This is a genomic window from Methanobacteriaceae archaeon (genome assembly GCA_013403005.1).
In the GTDB taxonomy this organism is placed as follows: Archaea; Methanobacteriota; Methanobacteria; order Methanobacteriales; family Methanobacteriaceae; genus Methanobacterium.
Window position 1 is genome coordinate 262,021 of the sequence record JACBOA010000001.1, and the last position, 20,267, is coordinate 282,287.

Here is a 20,267-nt window from a genome sequence, read left to right on the forward strand (position 1 = left end):
AAACTAGGCCCATATTAAAAATATTCATGATTAAAATAATTAATAAGTGTAATTAATAAAATAAATGATGATAAACTTATACAAGGTCTATTGGGGTAAAAATGGGTATAAATAATAAAATTTCTCTTATAATCTTTGACATGGATGGATTAATGTTTGATACAGAAAGATTAAATGTAGAAACATGGATTAAAGCAGGTGAAACTGCGGGAATTAAGATCAAAAAACAAATTGTTCTTGAATCCACAGGTTTAGACATTCAGGGTGCAGAAAGGGTATTTAAAAAATATTTAGGTGATGATTTTCCTTACCATCAAATGAGGGATTTAAGATTAGCCTATCTTCGGGATTACATTGAAAAAAATGGTGTCCCCCTAAAAAAGGGTCTCTATGAACTACTGGAATACCTAGTTGACAAGCCAGTGTTTAAAGCAGTGGCCACTTCCACTGAAAGGGAAAGAACTGAATTTTACCTAGAAGCAGCGGGTATTAGACAAGAATTTGATGTTATAATCTGTGGAGAAGATGTTTCCAAAGGCAAACCCCACCCAGACATATTTTTAGCAGCCGCTAGAAAACTGAACTCTAAAAATGAGGAGTGTTTAGTACTAGAAGACTCGAAGAAGGGTATAATAGCAGCTTTAAAAGCCAACATGATGCCGGTGCTCGTTTCTGATTCCAGGGTCTTGGAAGACTTTGATGGAAAAGCAGTAAAACACTTCCAAAACCTTCTGGAGGTAAAACAATTTTTAGAGGGATCAAATCTGTGAGGAGTGTTAATGAGTGTTTTTAATAAAAATCGTCTATTTTTTTAATTTTTTATATAAAGGATCATTCATATTCATATTCATTAAATGAAATCATCATTATAATTTAATCCTCTAGTTTAATTTTTGAGGACCAAATTTTTTAGGTTAATATAAGGTTAATTCTTTTTTATTCAGGGTTTTTATTCAAGTTCATACAGTTTATTGATAATGGGTTGATTTGATTCAAATCATGTATATCAATATTTTATTCTAGATTTCGGAGTTTTTTCCCTATGTAATAAAAACCATTGGATTTATTGCCATTCATGGTTTTGTAAACAGTTTTTTTTAATATTATCTTATGAAAATCTTTGGTTAAATTTTTAATATGTTCTATGCTGTGATGTCTTAAGACCAATCCTTCTGGAAGTTCAAAAACTCCATAGGTACCGTATTTATCTTTGTATTTCTGGTAACGCTTCAGATTTCTTGCATCATTATTTAAGAGAAAATCGCTAAGGTATAAAATCCCTCCCTCTTTCAGAACTCGAGATATTTCCGAAATTAACTCTTCCTGTTTAGTGGTTAGTACATTACTGGTAAGCACACCAATCAGAATAACCGAATCAAAGGCACTTTCTCGAAAGGGCAAGACATCTCCATCATTTTTTAGAAGATTCAGATAAGGATGCATTCTCAAGCCTCTTTCTATCATTTTTGAGGAGAAATCCACGCCGGTTAAATTTTCATATCCCTGGTTATACAGTTCATTAAGGGTCCTACCATAACCACAACCCACATCAAGTATTTTACTACTTTTGGGGACATTTTTTTGGAAATCCAACATATTAAATGGGGTGGGAAAATCTTTAACCTCTGCTAGTTCATCCCAGTATTTTGATTGCTGTTTTAGGTGAAATTCTGGTTTTCCTGACATAAAGCTCACTAAGTAGGTTTTAAAATTAAACTAATAAAATTAAATTAGTAATCAATAATCTTTAGATATATCTGATGAGAAGGTGATTTTTTTATTTTTAATAACAAGGATATTAAAACCTTTTTTTGTAATTCAATTCCTGGAATTTTATCTTGAAAGTTGTTCCTTCACCCTCACACAATTCAATCTCACCATCAAGTTGATACATCAGGTTATTTATCAATTGAAATCCTAAAGTTTCTGCTTTTTTAAAATCGATATCTTCGGGTATTCCAACTCCATTATCACTCACAGTTAAAATAAATTTATCCTCATTTTGGTGCAGGTCAACGATAATCTGACCTTCCTGGTCGTCTGGAAAGGCATAATTCAGAGAATTGGCTACCAGCTCATTAATAAGAAGTCCCAGTGGTATGGCAGTATCTATTTCCATATCCACATCTTCCACATCAACTTTAAGTTCGATTCTACTGGGATTGCTAATTAGTGAGGTTAAAAGCTCTTTGGTAAGGTTTCGGATATATTCTGCCAGACTGATATGTTTCAAATCCTGGGAACTGTAGAGTTCCTCATGAATAAGGGCCATGGTTTTCACCCGATTCTGGCTGCTTTCGAAGATCTTCAAATCCCTCTCATCTTTAATATGCTGACTTTGAAGGCTCAGGAGGCTGGATATGATTTGCATATTGTTTTTAACCCTATGATGGAGCTCACGTAAAAGCAGTTCTTTTTCTTCCAGGGAAGATTTAAATTTTTCTTCAGCATTCTTCAAAGAATCAATATCAGTCATGCTGAATACCACCCCCATATATTGATTATCCTCATCAAACAGGGGGTTTCCCAAAGATTCAACCCATATATAACTTCCATCGGCACGTCTGAATCGATGCTGCACATCTCCAGGGGAATATGAAACAGTAGCTTCCAAGAAGGAAGAACTAACCTTAATTTGATCATCAGGGTGAGTTAAATTAATGAACTTGTAGACACTCTCTCCTAAAATTTCTCCCGGATTATATCCCAGTACAGTTTTTATGGATGGGCTGATATATTGGAAGGTTCCATCTTTGTCTATCTGACCAACCACGTTAAGCATGTTATCTGTGACCAGACTTAAAAGTTTTTCACGCTCGACTAATTCTCTTTCAGCTATTTTACGCTGCAGAACAACCGAAGCAATGTTTAGAATAGTTTCAATGGTGGTTATGTTCAGGGGTTTGCTTTTCTTCTGTGTAACTATATTCACGCTTCCAAACATCTCCCCTTTAAGTGAAAAACCCATTACATAAACATCACCAATACCAAAGGCTTTCTCAATCATTTGGCAGGTTTTTCTAGATAATTTTCCAGCGGTGATATAGTAAATCCCATCATCTATCTTTTGCAGTTTACCACTGGATAAGAAATTCTTTGACTCAGAATCAATGTTATCCCCGGGAAAATGAAAATTATTTATTTCAAGACCAGTTAACTTCTCAGCCATTGCAATCATTCTAGGAGTCATTCCAGATATATCATGAATCTTAAAACTCTCAGTCTCTTTATCATAGGTTGATATGATTATATAAGCGTCTTTAACTATTTCCTGAAGTTTATCCATCACAAAATCGTATATTTCCGATTCTGTATCCAGTCTCAATAAATCCATAATTAGAGGATATAAAAATTTTAAAGCATCCTGAAAGGGTTTATTCTCAGGTTTAAGCAAATTAAAATCAGCCATGTGGCCTTCTAACTCAGAGTATAAATCTCTATATTTTTTTATTTCATCAATTAACTCTTGTTTAGATTTTTTTTCATCCTTCATAGCCATCCAACTCTGAATGGATAAACCAAACCCCTATAATAATTTGTGTTATGAGGATATTATAATTAATGGAAATTATCCACTCCAAATCAACTATCATTTAAAGCCGTAGCAGAGGATGTTTAAAGTTCAAACCGTTTTAAAGATGAAATTCACATAAAAAATTTATAAATGGATTTTATTTCAGATCAATAGAAGGTTCAAAGCTTCATTCACCTCTTACTACCTCAGATGGTTCAATATCCAATTTTAGATGCCTTTACCTTTAACTACCTAAGATTATAATTAGTTTTTTTACCTAAGTATGGAACTATTTTTTTCTTTTAAAAAAATCTACAAAGTGTCAATTTCAATCCATTATTTTTTGTTTAATTTCCTTTAATCAGTCAAATAGAATGGGTGTATCAATGATCGTTCATCAAATCATTGCCAATGAATGTTATTATCATGCATTCACATGATTATAAATAAGACAAAAAGATATGTGCTTTCAATCACATTACATAAAAAGTGGATTGTGGGTTGTAATATTGTATTCTCTAAAAAATATTGCTTTAAAGCCGTAATACAAAAAACAAACATTGTTTTACCATTTCTGGCAGGATTAATCTTATAAAAAATTTCATAAAATTTTATGAAGTATCAGGCCAGTTCAATGGTACTGGGAGGTTTATCACTCACAGAAAGAGAAACATGAGTTACTTCGGGAATTTCTGCAGTTATCCTCCTGGAGATAGTTTTAACCATTTCCCAGGGCAATTCTGGAACATCTGCAGTCATAGCATCCAATGATTCTACCATTCGAAGTACAACCAGGTATCCATAGTCCCGAATATCTCCCTTGACTCCAGTGACCTTGGTGTCGGTTAAAACAGCGAAATATTGCCATAAAGTTTTATCAAGTCCCTCTTTTTGCACTTCTTCCTCTACAATGGCATTGGCTTTGCGGCAGATCTCAATCTTTTCAGGGGTGATCACTCCGGCAATGCGCACTGCCAGACCCGGACCAGGATAAGGTTGTCTTTTCACCATCTCCTCAGGCAAGCCCATTTCAGCTCCTATAACCCTCACTTCATCCTTGTAAAGCTCTCTAATTGGTTCCACAACTTCTAAAACCATACCATGGGGCAGTGCCACGTTATGGTGTGATTTTATATCTCCATGGCTTTCTATCCAGTCAGGAGCAATGGTGCCCTGCACCAGAAATTCAGCACCGACCTTTTCAGCTTCCCTTTCGAAAACCCGGATGAAAACTTCTCCAATGATCTTCCTTTTCTCCTCAGGATCTTCCACACCATCCAGTCTCCCCAGGAATTCTTCACTAGCATCAATATATTTCAGATTCAACCGGTTTTGAAAGGTTTTTTGGACGTAATCAGCCTCTCCTTCTCTTAAAAGCCCATGATCTACAAAAACCGCAGTTAAATTCTCTCCAATAGCCTTTGAAACTAGTACTGAAGCTACTGAGCTATCAACACCACCAGATAGGGCGATTATAGCTTTTTTATCCCCTATGGTGTTTTTTATGGTCTCTATTGATTCTTTAATAAAAGAAGACGGATCTAACATTTTTATCAACCTGCAATGATTTTCATTCATTCAATTTTTTTTTATATTTAGTTAATCATTAGATTCTACTGGGGGTTCCTTCTAGGATTTAAAAAATGGGCAGATATTCCCTCAAGTAATCCCGGTGGAATCTTAATCACCTTTATGATATTTTTTACAAACTTCATAAAAATTCTCAAAAACCTTGGGTCCTTGGGGGGTGTGGTAAACCTCTGGATGAAATTGTATTCCATATAAAGGTTTTTCCGGGTGTTTCATGGCTTCAATTTCACATATGGATGATGATGCGAGAATTTCAAATTTAGGGGGTAGTTTGCTTACTTCATCCTTATGGGAGGCCCACACATCTAACTGGGGGCCCAGTCCCTTGAATATATCATTTTCATCAGTGATGTTAATCTGGATCTGAGCATAACTTTCTGAACCTGCTGATCCTATCTCACCACCATAGGCCTGGGCTATAATCTGATGACCGAGACATATTCCTAAAATGGGATAATCCAGTTTTTTAACATATTCTAAGCTGTTACCAGATCTCTCAACTGAAGGTCCACCTCCCAGTATAAGGCCCAGAGGTTCCTTTTCTTCAATTTCAGAAAGTGCAGTGGTGTTGGGCACCAGTTCAGAATGTATTTTAAGGTAGTGAAGGGTACGGTGGATGCGGTGATTATACTGTCCGTGATTGTTAACCACTAATATCATTATAGGCAATCTCCTTGATTTTATCTTTTGAATTCTATACTTTTAATCAGTTAAATTTAATATAAATGTGGATGGTGCTTATTTAATTTAGTAAATGGCCATGTTTATCTATAAATCTTTCTTATGGAAATATTTTTATGTTAAAATGGTTATACAGAAAAATATGGAACTAAGAGACATTTTACTCATACTGGTGGCCCTGGTGCTGGCAGTGGTTTTCTTCTATGTTTTTATATGGTTACTTCCAGTTATAATTATTCTGGTAATAGCCTACATCATATATGTATTTTTGAAGGGATCCTGAGAAACAGGAAAAATACATTCCATTTAAAAATTAATTAATTTAGAGAACACACTGTCTAGAAAGGTTATATTCCTTTTTTATCAACAAAAAATTGTTATTTTTAAAGATTTAGGGGATGATAATGTGATTGAAACAGAAAAATTTCATGGTTTAACTGGGAATTTAAAATTATTCAAAAGAGAAGTGGGTGATGCAGAGAAGGTTACATTTGCAGGCATTCCTGGAGTGTGCAGTCCTTTTGCTGAATTATTTGCTTATGTAATACGTGACAGAGAATCTGTTTTCATGGCCCGGACAGATAAAGAAACTGCTCGCAAAATTGAATCCACAGATCTGGGGATGCAGTTTACCAAAAAGGCGGATCCCTGTTCAAGTGTGGTGGCATTATTAGGGGGGCTTTCCATGCCCCAATACCAGGTGGATATTGCTGATGTTTTAAAACTCTTAGATGATATTCTAAAACCACCGGGCAAGATCATAGGACTCTGTTACATGAACATGTTCCAAAAAGCAGGTTGGGATGAGTTAATAGACTTCGACTGTATTATTAACGGTACGTTAAATGGTGAAATTTATACAAAAAGATGATAAAAAAGTAACAGATAAAAATACAGATTTAATGATTAAAATGGTCAAAAAAATGTTAAATCTTTATTCTTTGGGAATGGAAAAAGGTCTCCTCTATGAAACCATTGTCACCACCCGAAACAGGGATGGAACACCTAATGCCGCACCTATTGGAGTGTTATGCAAAGACAAAAATGAAATCGTTCTCTATCTATTCAAAGGGTCGAAAACTTATCTGAATGTGAGACGTGAGAAGAGTTTTCATGTTAATATACTAAAAGATCCCCTTTTGTTTGTCCAGTCAACCATAGGAAATCTTGAGAGTGGAGAATTTCAAATTCAGGATAACGGGTTTTCCCTTAAAGGAGCTGATGCTTTTTTCAAGGCTGAAGTTGTTCACGAAAGGATTATAGAGAGGAAGGATCAAATGGGCCCCTCCATCATGAATATTGTCACAGCCAGTGTTAAAGATGTTGTACAAATTAATCCCTGCGCAGAACCTTTAAACAGGGCTATTTATGGCATAATCGAGGCATTAGTGTATTCAAGTAGGATTGGAATTGTTTCTCTAGAAGAGAAGGAAAGAAACCTGGAAAAAATCAATGAAATCTCCAGGGTGGTGAATAAAGTTGGGGGAGAAAACCATAAAAAAGCAATGAAGATGATTTTGGAATATTTAAAGGACAAATGATTATTCTTTTATTTACCATCATTATTTAGCATAAAAAAGTTGAGTTAAAAACCAAAAGAGGAAATTAATGAGGGGTAAAACTCAAAAAAAGGAATTTATAGGGCTGAGCACAAAAACATAACTTAGTATAGAATGGAAATAAAGGTATTGTTAATAATAGAAATCTTTCCGCCTTGCTTCCAATAAATAAGGTTCTTTTCCCAGAAGTTCTGATGCCACCATTATTTTCCCACCAGAATCTCTCCTAACAGCCTCAATAAAATCGAAACAGTTAATATCTCTTAACAGGTGGTGATCCACAACCACCAGTGGTATTTCTCGGGCGATTTCTATAAGGTTGGCACGGGCTTTCTCAAGATCCTCAGTTTCCAGGGCAAAACCCTCAAGATAGGTAGGAGGACCACTTAAAATCACGGTATCTGGTTTCAAGTTAATTATCATCTCCCTGGTATCTTCATAGATTGGTCCCTGCACATCAGAAGCATGCATTACCTTTTCACCCTCCCACTCAATGGTGGTGGTGATTATAAAACCCATCCTGCTTCCTGCAGCACCGTGGGGTAGTGGATTTGAAAATCTAATTAAAGTCTCTCCAATTTTAAAGGAATTTCCATCAGCATAATGGATGTCACGGTTTCCCAGGATTTTCAAATTCCCTAAAAAGTCGCGAGCCCTTTTTTGCTGGCTTTTATTTATTTGGGATGTGGGATGTTTTATGAAAAGTTTTTTGTCACAGTAAATTTCTTCAGCATACCCTGGTGAGGAGTCAAGATATCTACCCAGACTGAAGGGAGTGAAATGATCATGATGGTAGTGGCTTATAATTATAATATCTGCCTTAGCAGCATATTTCTGTATTTGAAATCGAGTTTCATGTAAAGCATCGAATTCATCCTTCCAGGGTGGGAATCCGAATCTTTTCGGGGCGATGGATGTCCCGGGATCCACCAGTATCTTCTGGTCCGTTTCAATGAAGGTGGCCATGGAGCGCACACCCATGCTTTCAAAGGCCAGAGGAACAATTTTCATAAAAAACACCCATTAAGATTATTATTCATGGATTAATTGCAATGCTTTTTTTTAAATGCACTCTAGTTAATGGATTTTAGGAGGGGGATTTATTTAGGAAATGATTTATTTTATAACATCAACAAACTGGAAACTTTCCACATCAAATAAGCCCTGATCACTTATTTTAAGTTTGGGGATAACCAGTAGGGCCATAAAAGACATGGTCATGAATGGTGAAGCCAGTTTACAACCCATATCCTTAACCAAATCATGTAACTGGTTAAGTTTGGAAGAAACCTCACTAGCACCTTTCATGCTCATTAGGCCTGCTACTGGTAATTTCAGGGAATGAATATTCCCATCACACACTGCAACCAGCCCCCCTCTATTCCTGGTGAGATTATTCACAGCCTCTGCCATATCCTGACTGCTGGTGCCCACCACGATGATGTTATGGGAGTCATGGGCAATGCTGGAGGCAATTGCTCCTTTTTTAAGTCCGAAACCATGTACAAAGGCATTCGAAACATGATTATGCCCATATCTTTCCACAACTGCAATTTTAAGGATATCCTGACCAATATCAGGATTGATTATTCCATCAGAAACCCCTAAAACAGCTTCAGTTTCTTCAGTTAGAAGTTGACCTTCAATAACCTTAATCACCCTAACTAATACCTTTTCAGCTTGTCTAGAAATTTTAAGAGTTTCAGAACGTGATTTAACATTTATTTTAAGGTTACAATTTATATCAAACTCATCCGCTTTCTTTTCAGTTAAGTTAAAAGAATTCTGCACCGGTGCGGGTTGAACCTGGAATAGTGGCTTACCATCCCGGGCCACGAGTTCACCGTTGATAAGAACCTTCAAAACATTGAAATTTTCAAGATCATCAACTATGACCAGATCAGCTGCTTTACCCGGGGAAATAGAACCATTATTAAGGTTATAATGGGATGCAGGGTTAAAGGTAACCATTCGGATGGCTTCAAGGGGGTCTGTACCCAGTTGAACAGCTTTTTTAAGTGTGTCATTCAGATGGCCTTTCAGAAGGTCTTCGGGATGTTTATCATCAGACACCAGGAAATCACCACCCACACTCCACAACTCCTCCAGGTTTTTGGCTGAGGATCCCTCCCGGATCATAATCTTCATTCCCAGCCGTTTTTTCTCCATAGCTTCCTCCAGTTGACTGCATTCATGATCAGTGGAAATACCCGCTCCAACATATTTACACAAGTCATGACCTCTAAGGAGAGGTGCATGACCATCAACAGGCTTCCGATGATTCTTAGCAATTTTTATTTTCTCTAAAACAGTAGGATCATCCCCTATAACTCCTGGGAAGTTCATCATCTCTCCTAATGCCACCACACCCTCCATTTGAAGGAGTTCATCAATTTCCTCTGGACCCAGAACTGATCCTGAGGTTTCAAAGAAAGTGGCAGGGACGCATGAGGGGGCAGTGAAGAAAAAACGAAGAGGAACAGACTCAGAATCCTCCATCATGTATTTAATACCTGTCATTCCCATTACATTGGCGATTTCATGAGGATCAGCCACCACTGCTGTTGTCCCATGGGGAACAACTGCCTCAGCGAAACGTGAGGGAGTGAGCATTGAACTTTCAACATGTATATGGGCATCAATAAAACCTGGGAGGATAAAATTTTTAAAACTACCCTTAACCTCCCTTACACATTTTATAAGCCCATTTTTTATTTCAATCTCTGCAGGATTTATCTCTTCGCTGAAAAGGTTAACCAGGTTTCCTCTAATCATCACATTCCCCCTATTCAGGTTTATGTCTGGATTCAGGTAATACAGTCTGGGATATCACGAGATTGTAACATATAAGTAACGTGAGTGAGCTATCAAAGGTAATTTATTAATTTTTGGATGTTTTTCAGGGATTTGGTTAATTGAGTGGATTTTTTTAAGTCAATGGGTAGGGAGTGCTTTATTTCCAAGTAAATGGGATATTAGGTTAAGGGTATATTTTCATCTTCTCTTGAAAGCAAAAAAAACATTCAAGGTATGATTAATTCTTTCCATTAACCTTTTTGATTTCATGATAAAGCATGGGTAGGAATGCTCCCACATCAGTAACAATGCCCAGTACCTGTGCACTGCCACGATCACTAAGCTTGGTGACAGTTGCAGGGTTAATATCCACACATATGCTCTTAACCTTGGAGGGGAGCATGTTTCCAGTGGCTATGGAATGGAGCATGGTGGCAATCATCAGCACCATATCCACACCCTGAACATATTTCCTCATTTCATCCTGGGCATCAATAACATCAGTAATAACATCAGGCAGAGGTCCGTCATCCCTTATGGAACCTGCCAGCACAAAGGGGACATTGTTCTTCACACATTCATACATAACCCCCTCCTTAAGAATACCTTGCTCAACTGCACCCTGGATAGAGCCGGCCTGGTTTATCTGGTTGATGGCATATATATGGTGGCGGTGTCCTCGTGCCACAGCATCCCCACTCTTTAAACAGATACCAAGGGAAGTTCCGTACAATGCACTTTCAATATCATGAGTGGCAAGTGCATTACCTGCAAAGATAACATCAATAAGTCCTTCCCGGATCATTTCAGCCAGAACCGGACCAGATCCGGTGTGTATGATGGCAGGCCCACCAACCAGTGCAATTTTACCTCCACGATCCTTAATTTCATTTATTTCCTTTGCCAGACTTTTTATGAGAGTTCTAAGGGGTTTTTCTGATGACGCCCCACTTCCCATGAATTCAAAAACTCCTTTCTTGCCACGGGGCCGTTGTGGTGCCATTACTTTTATCCCTTCACGACCCACCACCACCAGGTCGCCCTTTTTAATCCGACCTATGGGTTTGATAAGGGCCTTCCCGGACTGGGGGTCAACTACAATCATGCAGTCCATTTCTATGTTCTCCACAGGTATCCACTTATCCTGGTAGCGGATAAAGGTAGGATGATTGGTGGTAGAATAGAAGTCATTAGGGAGTGTTTTATCTTTGCTGGCAGCAACTAACTGCACCTCCTGAATCTCCACTACCATGGCACCAATTTCTGCCAGCTCATCCAGAATTTCACCTAAAAGGAGTTCATTCTCAGCTTGAACCTTGATCCTAGCATGACTGGTGTCTTTTTTCCTTTTACCCACCTCAAATTCCAGTATCTGGAAATCACCACCCATGTCCATGATGAGATCCAGGGCTTTGGGTAGGGTGAGGGAGTCGATAATATGTCCGGAAAGTTTAACTTCTCTTGAATGCATTATATAATTCCTCCTAATCCAATTCAGCCGAGCTTTTGAAGAAATAACTTGTTATCAGTTTATTTTAGGATGTGCGTAAATGTGTAAATCTTAATATTCAAAGATTTTCACAGATTCAAGTGGCAATCTATAATTGGGTGCTTATCTATAAATATTTATATAGGGGGTATCTGTGAAAATTTCACACAGAGAATGCTATTTTTCCGGTGATTTTAATAGAAATTTAAACAAATCATATTATTAATATTCATTTCCATATTTTTTTATATTTATGGGTATTTACATCTTAAAATAATAATCTATGGGAAAATTAGGCCTTTATTCAAATTCACACCAGAAATAAAAAGTCTAAAAGTACTTTGGCCGCGTTATGTGATGTAACATCTCCAATGGATGTGGATGAAACTTCAACCACGTCAAATCCAACCACTTCTTTTCCTTTGAGTTGAAAAATCAGGCTTTCCAGTTCCTGGGGGCTTATACCGCAGGGAGCTGGTGTTCCTACACTGGGAGCGAAAGCAGGGTCCAGAACATCCATATCCACGGTTACATAGATGGGTCCATCTATATGGTGAATAATTTTTTCCATCTGGCGGAGGTCTTCCCTTATCTCCTGGGGAGAGTAAAAATCAATACCATTCTCCCGGGCAAATTCTGCTTCTTCTAAAGAAGCAGAACGAATACCCATCTGGATTATCCTGCTGGGGTTTTTTTCATGCACCCGTCTCATCACTGTGGCATGGGAGTATTTCTCCCCCATATAATCGTCTCTAAGATCCATATGGGCATCAAAATGCAGCAGGGTAATATCTTGTGTATTAAGATCATCTCGCTTGTGAAGAGCATCTATAACTCCATAACTGATGCTGTGCTCACCGCCAATGGTTAAGGGGATTAAACCGTCTTCTGACATGGAAGATATCACAGATTCCAGGTGTTGGTAGGTTTTTTCCAGGTTTCCAGGAACAACTTCCAGATTCCCCAGGTCAAAGACATTTGCATCCATGACTTTATCCAGGAATAGGTTGTATTTCTCGAAGTTGTATGAAGATTCTCTCACAAAAAAAGGACCAAAACGCGCCCCTGATTGGTAGGTGGTGGTACTGTCAAAGGGCACACCCAGAATACCGAAACCAGGGTTATCAGTGGAAAGTGCAGTGTTTAAATCCTTAGAAAAAGCAAATTTTAGAGGATTTTCAGTGTAAAGATACATTTATCCAAATCCTCATCAATTTTCAAAAATAAAGATTTATTTTCATGAGTTTTATTTAACTCTCATGAGTTTTTTGTTACCCATGGCCACGATGTAGCCTACTTCAGCCCCTTCAATAAGCTCATCACGCATATCATCGGGTATGGGCACTTCAAAGGTTTCATAGGTCTCCAGATCCATGAGCTGAACATCGCTACCCATCAGAGCCAGTACCTGGGCGGTTCTTTTGTCAATAATGGGGACTTCGATTTTGGCATCTACTGGTTTAACCAGGTTTCTTTTTTGATTATCAAAAATTCCAATGGCATCAACACGGGCCTTCGCTGCCCCGTGTTTTCCAGGGGATGAAGTCTGAATATTCACAATTTTAGATGCTTCACCATCCAATACCACATATTTACCTACTTTAAGCGTTTTAACTTCCACAACCTTAGTTGACATGCTTTTTACCTCCGTATTACATATAAAATCAGATCCCATGGGATCCTTAGATTTTTATAAACTAGAAAAAGAATCTATAACATTAATATTGAATTATAACCTTTTTTCAAATCTTTTTTTTAATAATCTAACAGGGGGTATAAATATATTTATAGATATCTCATTCTGATATAGGAATGCCTATATTTTTTTCCCTATTTAAATTTTTAAGTGAAATAATAAGTGATATGATGAAAGTGTCAATAACCTCTGGAAAATCTGAAGGACCCACACGACTAAATGCCTTTGACAATGCCCTACTGGATGCAGGAATTGGGGATGTGAATCTCATACCAGTTTCCAGCATACTACCCCGGGACACAGAGATAGTGGAACTTCCCCCTATTAAAGAAGGTGAAATGGTAAATTGTGTCTTGGCCTCGGCACATTCAGACCAACCAGGAGATTTGATAACTGCAGCACTGGCAGTTGCAACTTCCAATGACTTCGGATGCGTAGTGGAGCACTCAGGCATTAACCAGGACCCTGAAAAGATTAAACAGGAAGCAGAGGCCATGGTTAAATATATGATGCAGGTGAGGGGGCTTACCACAAGGGAAATCATCATACAATATGAAAGTCATAAAGTAAAAAAAGAGGCAGTGGCAGTGGCAGCACTGGTATATCTAAAATAAGTACAGATTTTTAGGATCTTAAGTTGAATGGGGCACGTATTAATGAAAAAGGATAATTAAATTATTCCCAGGATTGAGCAGAATATATCATAATTTAATGAAATTAAGGGGATAAAGTCTTATTAAAGGCCCAAGGAGATGGTGTGATATGATGGATGATAAAACTCAGGAATTTTGGAATGAAATCTGCCAGGAGCTAATTGAAGAAACTGAAAATGCAATATCACCATTCATAGGGTCTGAAAAAGGGGGAGAAATAGTTAAAATGGGGGCTGATGGAACACCAACCACAAGAATCGATATCATCGCAGAACAAAAGGTTATAGAAATCCTCCAGAGTGTTGGCAAGCCTTTAAAATTGATCAGTGAAGAAATTGGCGAAGTTAATATAGGCAAAGGCCAACCAGAGGTGGTGGTGGTGGTTGATCCACTTGATGGGACCAGCAATGCACTTAAGAATATACCTGCCTATGGGATATCAGTGGCAGTGGCACCAGTCCCCCCTGAACACAATGGCAGACTAACCATTCAGGATATACAAATGGGATTTGTAAAAAACTACGCCACAAATGATCTCTACACAGCATTTAAGGGTAAAGGTGCTTCAATTAATGGGAAAAATCTAACACCATCTTCTAAACAAGATTTATCCCACGTATCTTTGGGGGCTTATGTTTACAGAATGAACATGGGGAGAATAGAAAATCTTTGTAAAAGTGTTAGGAGAATGAGAATTCTGGGAGCAGTGGCCATAGAAATAGCTTATGTTGCTGATGGGACTTACGACGCCTTTGTTGATGTCAGGAACAACTTAAGATTGGTGGATGTGGCCGCAGCCAAGCTGATCCTGGAAGAAAGTGGAGGGGTGGTTACGGATCGTTTCGGCCAGGCCTTGAGTGGAGAATTAGATGTCCTGGAGAAAACTTCCCTGATCGCCACTTGTAACCAGGTTATTCATGGTGAAATAATGAGTATAGTGGAGGGGATCTAATGAAGATGGGACTGGTGGCCCGTAGCGATGTTAAAGAGGCCGTAGAATTAGCAGGTCAACTGGCTGATTTTTTGATAAAAAGAGGAGTTAACATTGTTCTGGATACACCTCTAGCCCAAGAACTGGGCAGATATCAGGATAAACAGTGTGCACTGGAGGATATGCAGGTGGATATGATGGTGGCTGTAGGGGGAGATGGCACCATACTCCGCACCCAGAGTTACATCAGCGGAAAAAAAATCCCCCTCATAGGGATTAACATGGGAACAGTGGGCTTCTTAACTGAGATAGATCCTGAAAATGCTTTCAATGCCTTAGAAGAGGTTCTTGCCGGGAATTATTCAGTGGAAAGGAGAAATCAGCTCTTAGTATGGCACAATCACGAGTTACCCCCCGCCCTAAATGAAGTGGTTCTCATGACCCGTAAGCCAGCTAAAATGCTCCACATTCAGGTAAGTGTTGATGATGAGATTGTGGAGGAGCTACGTGCCGATGGTCTGATCATTGCCACCCCCAGTGGTTCCACAGCCTATTCCATGTCTGCAGGGGGACCTATCATTGACCCCCGGGTGAAAGCGTTTATAATAGTCCCTATATGCCCCTTTAAACTAGGATCCAGACCCACAGTAGTTTCAGATGAAAGCATAATAAAGGTCAAACTATTAAGAGAAGGTAAAAAGGCCATTGCAGTGATTGATGGTCAGTTTGAAGAGGAAATAAACTACATGGACGAGATCACCTTCCGCAAATCAGAAAACTGCGCCTACTTTGTGCGTTTAACCAAAGATTTCTATCGTAAAGTAAGAGAAAAATTAACTCAGGGTGGAATAAACCAATGAAAGTTCTGATGGTTGATACCACCCATGGGGGAGCCGTACTGGCCAGTGAATTCTCCAAAAAGCAAGGCTTTGAAGTTTTCGCCTGGGATATATACCATACCCTATCCTCTGAAGAGAAGGCAGCACTGGAAGATCAGAATGTTCAGCTGGTTGATGCTTCATTTTTAGATAAATATTCACAAGAAGAATTCAAAAATCCCCCAGAAACTAACACATTTGGCACTGGAAAAGGTGATGAGTCATTCTCTTTTGAAAGTGGCGGATCCACTATCTTTGATGGGGGAAAATCAGGATTTGAAGCGAATCCCTTAAGAACAGCTAAAAATGATGAATTATTGGTGGTTGCTCCGGTGCACTGTAACATACCCTACCCTGTGCACATGACACACCATGAGGCAGTCAGATACCTTTTGAAGGACAGAATCAGGGTGCCAGTAATAGAAGTCACTGGTGTGAAGGGAAAAACCAGTGCAGTAGCCATACTCAAGGAAATATACCGGGATGAAAATCCCCTTATATTAAGCAGTCTTGGTGTTGAAATAGTAAAGGATGGAAGGGTGATTAATCTTCTGAAAGACATCAGTATAACTCCAGCCAGCATCATAACTGCCTGGAAACTGGCAGAAGAATTTTCACAGAAAGAAAATTTCAGGGTGGGTTTATGCATATTTGAAAGTTCCCTAGGAGGAACTGGCCTGGCTGAGGTGGGAGTTATCACCAACATTGCCGAGGATTACTCCATAGCCCAGAAAAAAAGCTGTGCCAGTAAAGCCAAAGCACAGATGTTTGAAAGTAAACTAGTTGTCTGTGACCATGATTCCTACCAGAACATTTATTCCCAAAGTTCTAATTCCCCTACTCTAGATCAGAAGACGAATACCTACTCCCTACAGGAAGGATCCAATTTAACAGTATCTCATGTAAATTATGGTCTTTTTAAAACCTCATTTCTGGTCAATGCCTGTGATTTGAAAACAAGAGATGGAAAGTGTATAAACACTTCTTTTGAGTGTTCCACTTTCGCCCCTGCTGATTATCACTTGGAAAATGTTCTATCTGCAATTTGTTCCTCATTATCTATGGGAACTCATCCAGAAACCATAATCCGGGGGTTAGAACGTTTCAAAGGTTTGCCAGGGAGAACCAGTATCAACAATCATTATTTTGCTGCTCACGGGGGTGTGCGGGTTTTTGAAGAAATAAATCCTGGAATAAATGTCACTGCGGTTCGAAAGGCAGTTAACATGATCCAGGAATATGAAAAACCAGCCCTAGTACTGGGGGGAAGCTACGGAGTTACATGCGAGGAAATTGATGAAAGATCACTTTCCAAATACCTGGAACAGGTCAGTAAGGAGATCACTGTAATCCTAACTGGAGAATTAGGCAGGAGCATAAATGATAAAATGAATTCTAAACTGATTTATCACAGTCAAATAGACCAGGCAGTTAATAAAGCTCGTGACAAAGGCGCTTTAAATATTTTACTCATTTTCCGTTCTAATTATGCTGATTTAAGGAGAAGATAGCCTTTAAAGGAGTATTTCTATTTTATCCGCCATGTTAGTGAGGATTGGTGGGGAATTTTATCTATGGCAACATTTATTAAAGATCATACAGTATCAATCTACTAAGGATTCTTAATCTTTAGTTAGCTATGGTAGGCACCATGCTTATTATCTAATGATGAACTTTTATGACTTAAATTCAGTGATTCGCCACATTCGGAGATGATGCATTGCAGGTAGGTACACGGGGCAGCAGTCTGGCCATGGTTCAAACCAAGTATGTTATAAATTCTTTATCAAAAATAACAGATGATGAAATAGGGATAAAAATAATAAAAACTACAGGGGATAAAATAAAAGATTCTCAACTTTATAATATGGATGTTAAAGGAATTTTCACCAAAGAACTGGACAAAGCAGTACTTGAAGAGAATGTGGATTTTGCGGTACACAGTTTAAAGGATCTTCCCAGTGAACTGGCTGATGATCTGGAAATCATAGCTGTACCCCCAAGAGAATCCCCCCATGAAGTGCTGGTATCACCCTACACTTGGGATAAACTCCCCGAAGGATCCACACTGGGAACCAGCAGTGTCAGGAGAGAAGCCTTTTGCAGGTATCATCAGAAAAATCTGGAAATTCAACCAATAAGGGGTAACATTGACACCAGGATAAAAAAAGTCGTATCCGGGGAATATGATGCCACATTAATGGCTGAAGCAGGTATTAAAAGATTAGGCTTAACCAGTCACATCCAGCAAAGATTTTCAATTGATTACATGACTCCCGCAGCTGGTCAGGGAGCACTGGCCATAGTTGCAAGAGAAGATACTCCTAAAAGAAAGACTTTACATGCCTTAAACCATGATACATCCTACAAAGAAGTGATGGCTGAAAAGAAAGTACTCGAAGAACTGGGAGTGGGTTGTCAGTGGCCTCTTGGAGTCTGTGCAAGAATTAAAGGAGATGAAATGGAGCTTAAAACTATTCTACTAACCCGTGAGGGTGAAATTCTCTCCCAACAAGTTGTAACCGGTTCTGCCAGTGACTATGAAAAAATTGGTCTTGAAGCTGCCAGACGAATGAGGGAGGATTGCTCGTGAATAAGGTAAATGTGGGGGTGATTGGTGTAGGAGCCATGGGCCACAACCATGTCCGGGTCTACACCCGACTCAAAAACGCCAATCTCCTGGCAGTAAGCGACCTTATGAAAGGCACCCTGGCAGAAGTATCCAAGAAATACAACACTGTAGGATTCGTTGACTATGATAACATCCTGAAAATGCCAGAAATCGACGCAGTCAGTGTCTGTGTTCCCACCACCTACCACCACGAAGTGGTGATGAGTGCCATTGAACAGGGAAAACATGTGCTGGTGGAAAAACCCATAGCCTTCACCCTGAAAGAAGCAAAAGACATGGTAAGGGCCGCCAGGAAGCAAGGAGTGAAACTGGCAACTGGTCATGTGGAACGTTTCAACCCCGCAGTTTTGGAGGCTAAAAAGCTCCTCCGAGAAAAGTTAATAGGGGAAGTAGTTTCAGTCTCTGCCAAAAGGGTGGGGCCATTCCCTCCACGAATCAAAGATGTGGGGGTAACCATTGATCTGGCAATCCACGAAGTTGATGTCATGGCCTACCTTATGGACAGCCCTGTTTCCAGGGTTTACGCTCATGTGGGCAGCCGCCTTGAAAAATGTGAATTCGAGGACCATGCCGAGATTATGATGGAATTCTACAATCAGGCCACCGGTATGCTGGAGGTGAACTGGTTAACTCCCTACAAGAAAAGGCAACTGGAAGTCACAGGAACTGATGGAATAATTTCACTGGACTACATAGACCAGAATGTAGAGGTTTATGGTAAAAACGCCCGTAAAGTCAGGGTACCTCACCATGAACCACTAATGGAGGAACTGGACTCATTTTTAAATGCAATAATCCTAGACGAAAAACCAAAAATCACAGGAGAAGACGGGATCCACGCCTTGAAAACAGTTCTTGCCGCCATGAAATCTGCCAGAGAAAAAATACCAGTGAACATTGACATCGATTAAAATAATCTACAAATAAATTATAATACTCCACAAATGATTGCAAATATTCTATTCAACAAATTATTGGAAACACATTCCCTTCTGGGTTGATAAATTTGATTCCATAACTGGTTGGATTCATCATTGATTTCCCACGCTTTAAAGCTAGATTTTTGTAACAGGTTCCATAATAAATATATTTAAATAAAGCCATAACTTTTAATAAATCCATAACATTATTAAAAAAAGAATTAGAAACTGTCATAATTAAATTAGAGACCAACTATGGTTGTTTTTGAGAGATTTGGAGGGGTATAATGGATCAGAAACTAATTGAAAAGGCTCATGAACTTAGAAGCAGAGGTTTTACTACTGGTGAGATAGCTGACGAACTCAATGTTTCCAAAGACACTGCACGGTGGCTTATACTCCAGGCAACAGACAAAACCCAGAAAAAAACAGAGGAAAAAGCACCACTTGATTTTGCCATTAACTGGAAGAGCCTGGGGGGTAGTTCCACCAGAATGTCCTACGTATCCGCAGCCATGGCAGACATGGCATTAGAGCACGGAGATGTGGAAGTGGTGGTGGGAATTACAGTCAGTGGAATACCCTTTGCCACCATGATGGCCCAGTTTTTAGATGCAGACATGGCAGTTTTCCACCCCATTAAACACCGCAAAGGAAAAGATGCTAAGGGAGCTGTAAGCAGCAACTTCGCTTCTGTTGAGGGGAAAAAGGTGGTAATAGTGGATGATGTCATAACCAGCGGAGGCACCATTGGTGAGGCAATAAAGGTTTTCAGAAACCTGAAAGCAGAGCCACTGGCTGCGGTGGTCTTAATCGACAAGAAAGGATTATTAGAAGTGGAAAAGGTTCCAGTGGAGTCTCTGATAAGGGTTAGTCGTTTGGGTTAGTCTAAACTTTAATATACTTTACTTTGAACTTTTAAAATAAT

At 38.9% G+C, this 20,267-nt stretch carries 20 protein-coding genes; 11 read left to right on the forward strand and 9 right to left on the reverse strand.

The features are described from left to right. The first annotated feature begins 101 nt into the window (after positions 1–101). Positions 102–770, forward strand: coding sequence for an HAD family phosphatase (locus tag HVN35_01280; GenBank protein NYB51184.1), 669 nt, complete (start codon positions 102–104; stop codon positions 768–770). Positions 771–1,014: 244 nt separating this feature from the next. Here HVN35_01280 and HVN35_01285 read toward each other — a convergent pair whose 3' ends face one another. The 4 genes from HVN35_01285 to HVN35_01300 form a co-directional block, all read right to left on the reverse strand. Continuing rightward, positions 1,015–1,686 (reverse strand): class I SAM-dependent methyltransferase, encoded by a 672-nt coding sequence (locus HVN35_01285; protein NYB51185.1) that lies wholly within the window; start codon positions 1,684–1,686, stop codon positions 1,015–1,017. 112 nt (positions 1,687–1,798) lie between these two features. After that, the gene (locus HVN35_01290; GenBank protein ID NYB51186.1) at positions 1,799–3,499 is read right to left on the reverse strand and encodes a PAS domain S-box protein; all 1,701 of its coding nucleotides are present in this window, start codon (positions 3,497–3,499) and stop codon (positions 1,799–1,801) included. 636 nt (positions 3,500–4,135) lie between these two features. After that, positions 4,136–5,062 carry a glutamine-hydrolyzing GMP synthase subunit GuaA gene (guaA, locus tag HVN35_01295; GenBank protein NYB51187.1) on the reverse strand — a complete coding sequence of 309 codons (927 nt, stop codon included), beginning with the start codon at positions 5,060–5,062 and terminating at the stop codon, positions 4,136–4,138. Positions 5,063–5,194: 132 nt separating this feature from the next. Next, positions 5,195–5,764: a GMP synthase subunit A gene (locus HVN35_01300; GenBank protein NYB51188.1), complete on the reverse strand. Its 570-nt coding sequence runs from the start codon at positions 5,762–5,764 to the stop codon at positions 5,195–5,197. 163 nt (positions 5,765–5,927) lie between these two features. Between HVN35_01300 and HVN35_01305 the strand changes: the two genes are divergently transcribed. The 3 genes from HVN35_01305 to HVN35_01315 all read left to right on the forward strand — a co-directional run bounded on the left by HVN35_01305 (position 5,928) and on the right by HVN35_01315 (position 7,326). After that, a complete protein-coding gene (locus tag HVN35_01305; GenBank protein NYB51189.1) occupies positions 5,928–6,068 on the forward strand; it encodes a hypothetical protein in 141 nt (46 codons plus the stop codon). Between the two features lie 123 nt (positions 6,069–6,191). After that, complete coding sequence (locus HVN35_01310; protein ID NYB51190.1) at positions 6,192–6,656, forward strand: DUF2124 domain-containing protein; 465 nt, start codon at positions 6,192–6,194, stop codon at positions 6,654–6,656. Between the two features lie 52 nt (positions 6,657–6,708). Beyond that, positions 6,709–7,326, forward strand: coding sequence for a DUF447 family protein (locus tag HVN35_01315; GenBank protein NYB51191.1), 618 nt, complete (start codon positions 6,709–6,711; stop codon positions 7,324–7,326). Between the two features lie 150 nt (positions 7,327–7,476). Here HVN35_01315 and HVN35_01320 read toward each other — a convergent pair whose 3' ends face one another. The 5 genes from HVN35_01320 to HVN35_01340 form a co-directional block, all read right to left on the reverse strand. Next, entirely contained in the window at positions 7,477–8,355 is an 879-nt protein-coding gene (locus tag HVN35_01320; protein ID NYB51192.1) for an MBL fold metallo-hydrolase, read from the reverse strand. A gap of 105 nt (positions 8,356–8,460) precedes the next feature. Then, positions 8,461–10,119: an adenine deaminase gene (gene ade / locus HVN35_01325; protein ID NYB51193.1), complete on the reverse strand. Its 1,659-nt coding sequence runs from the start codon at positions 10,117–10,119 to the stop codon at positions 8,461–8,463. A gap of 259 nt (positions 10,120–10,378) precedes the next feature. Then, positions 10,379–11,611 (reverse strand): TIGR00300 family protein, encoded by a 1,233-nt coding sequence (locus tag HVN35_01330; GenBank protein ID NYB51194.1) that lies wholly within the window; start codon positions 11,609–11,611, stop codon positions 10,379–10,381. A 328-nt stretch (positions 11,612–11,939) separates the two neighbouring features. Then, on the reverse strand, positions 11,940–12,824 hold the full coding sequence (gene speB, locus HVN35_01335; GenBank protein ID NYB51195.1) for an agmatinase: 885 nt from the start codon (positions 12,822–12,824) through the stop codon (positions 11,940–11,942). A gap of 51 nt (positions 12,825–12,875) precedes the next feature. Next, the gene (locus HVN35_01340; GenBank protein NYB51196.1) at positions 12,876–13,265 is read right to left on the reverse strand and encodes a translation initiation factor IF-5A; all 390 of its coding nucleotides are present in this window, start codon (positions 13,263–13,265) and stop codon (positions 12,876–12,878) included. Between the two features lie 230 nt (positions 13,266–13,495). Here HVN35_01340 and HVN35_01345 point away from each other — a divergent pair, with 230 nt between their 5' ends. The 7 genes from HVN35_01345 to HVN35_01375 all read left to right on the forward strand — a co-directional run bounded on the left by HVN35_01345 (position 13,496) and on the right by HVN35_01375 (position 20,226). Beyond that, positions 13,496–13,939, forward strand: coding sequence for an arginine decarboxylase, pyruvoyl-dependent (locus tag HVN35_01345; protein NYB51197.1), 444 nt, complete (start codon positions 13,496–13,498; stop codon positions 13,937–13,939). A gap of 151 nt (positions 13,940–14,090) precedes the next feature. Beyond that, on the forward strand, positions 14,091–14,930 hold the full coding sequence (locus HVN35_01350) for a bifunctional fructose-bisphosphatase/inositol-phosphate phosphatase (protein ID NYB51198.1): 840 nt from the start codon (positions 14,091–14,093) through the stop codon (positions 14,928–14,930). Continuing rightward, positions 14,930–15,769 (forward strand): NAD(+) kinase, encoded by an 840-nt coding sequence (locus HVN35_01355; protein NYB51199.1) that lies wholly within the window; start codon positions 14,930–14,932, stop codon positions 15,767–15,769. Before HVN35_01350 ends, HVN35_01355 begins: the two co-directional genes overlap by 1 nt. Beyond that, positions 15,766–17,298, forward strand: a complete 1,533-nt coding sequence (gene cfbE, locus HVN35_01360; protein ID NYB51200.1) for a coenzyme F430 synthase — start codon at positions 15,766–15,768, stop codon at positions 17,296–17,298. The genes HVN35_01355 and cfbE overlap by 4 nt, the downstream gene beginning before the upstream one ends. Positions 17,299–17,507: 209 nt before the next feature. Then, the gene (gene hemC, locus HVN35_01365) at positions 17,508–18,380 is read left to right on the forward strand and encodes a hydroxymethylbilane synthase (GenBank protein ID NYB51201.1); all 873 of its coding nucleotides are present in this window, start codon (positions 17,508–17,510) and stop codon (positions 18,378–18,380) included. Then, positions 18,377–19,330: a Gfo/Idh/MocA family oxidoreductase gene (locus HVN35_01370; protein NYB51202.1), complete on the forward strand. Its 954-nt coding sequence runs from the start codon at positions 18,377–18,379 to the stop codon at positions 19,328–19,330. The genes hemC and HVN35_01370 overlap by 4 nt, the downstream gene beginning before the upstream one ends. A gap of 296 nt (positions 19,331–19,626) precedes the next feature. Further along, a complete protein-coding gene (locus tag HVN35_01375; protein ID NYB51203.1) occupies positions 19,627–20,226 on the forward strand; it encodes an orotate phosphoribosyltransferase-like protein in 600 nt (199 codons plus the stop codon). The last annotated feature ends 41 nt before the right edge of the window (positions 20,227–20,267 follow it).